This is a genomic window from Limosilactobacillus mucosae, assembly GCF_046939755.1.
Taxonomy (GTDB): domain Bacteria; phylum Bacillota; class Bacilli; order Lactobacillales; family Lactobacillaceae; genus Limosilactobacillus; species Limosilactobacillus mucosae_A.
Window position 1 is genome coordinate 1 of the sequence record NZ_JBKZAY010000067.1, and the last position, 1,297, is coordinate 1,297.

Below are 1,297 nucleotides of genomic sequence, written 5' to 3' on the forward strand. Positions count from 1 at the left end.
GCCATTAGCGTACTTATAGTGAACCGTTTCCGTCAGCGTCTTCGTGCCCTTCGTGCCGTCAGCCGAGGAGTGGTTTGGATCAACGTTTTCACGATGGTGCTTGAAGATTACCGTGTAGGTCTGATCCGTGGCATCATCGTTATCAAACTTCTCATCGGCTGAGAAGTTATCCTTGTACAGCTCATAACCCTTGGCTTCCAACTGTTTGATCATATCAGCAGTGCTGTAGTTGATCTTTTCGTCAGAGTGGCCATTAACCTTATCAGTGTGCAGTATCTCATCACTTTCGCCATCAATGTAATTGATAACAGCATGTTGAGCATCGGCATTGTACTTTACGACATAGGTAGTATCGCTGTCACCGGCATGGTACGTTACGGCAGGGATCTCACTAGTATCAGCAGTGTAGCCCTTAATAGCTGGACTGACTGTCGACTTGGTCTGTTGAGCAGCAACCGTTGACCAGTCTGGCCAAGTTACCTCCCCCGTAACCAGATCCTTGTCACCTGTCCGTTTGAACGTCAAGGTTTGCACATTATCAGCCAAACCAGTTGCCGTGCCATCTGCATATTGGTACTTGATCGTCTGCGTTACCGTCTTTTGACCGTTTTGTGGATCCTGTTCTGGCGTTACCGTCGCATGTCCGTGCGTGAAGTAGTACTTGAAGTATTGGTGAACCTCGGAGTTCTTGTCATAAGTCGAACCGTCAACGAAGACCTTGTTGTTGGCATTGCTCTTGTCAAAGACATAACCCTTGGCTTCCAGTTCCTTGACAATTTCGCTTGGGTCCTTGGTGAAGTTGATCGTTTCATCAGTCTTGCCAGTTGCAATTTCACGTGTCCCACTGATTTCTTTGCCCGTCGTTTCATCATAGAAGATAGCTTGGGCTTCTTGGGCATTCCCAACATAAACCACCGTCTTGACGACGTCTTTTGAATCTGGCGTAACAGTGATTTCATCAATTTGCGAATGGTTTGGCGTGTAGCCTTCAATTATTGGACTCTTTACGAAACCAAACTTCTTGCTGGATACCGTCCATGGATCGTAGGAAACAACCTTACCAGTGACGTTATCGGTCGTGTAGCCACGCTTGAAGTCAACCGCTGACGTGTAGTCTGGCTTAGCAGTCTGGTTGTTTTCGTAAACGTAGTGAATCGTTTCCGTAACAATCTTTTGTTCAGCATTCTTGTCGGTTGCATCAGTATGCGTTGTACCATGCTTGAAGTGAACTTCATAGGTTGGCGTGCCAACACCAAACTTAGTACCTGGCTTAAAGCCGTCCGATACCAGAACGTAG

Annotated in this window: 1 protein-coding gene; it reads right to left on the bottom strand. The window is 47.0% G+C overall.

Annotated elements, in window-relative coordinates:
* The coding region (locus ACLUWI_RS10090; protein WP_412147215.1) for a mucin-binding protein at window positions 1-1,297 on the bottom strand (1,297 nt) is incomplete at both ends.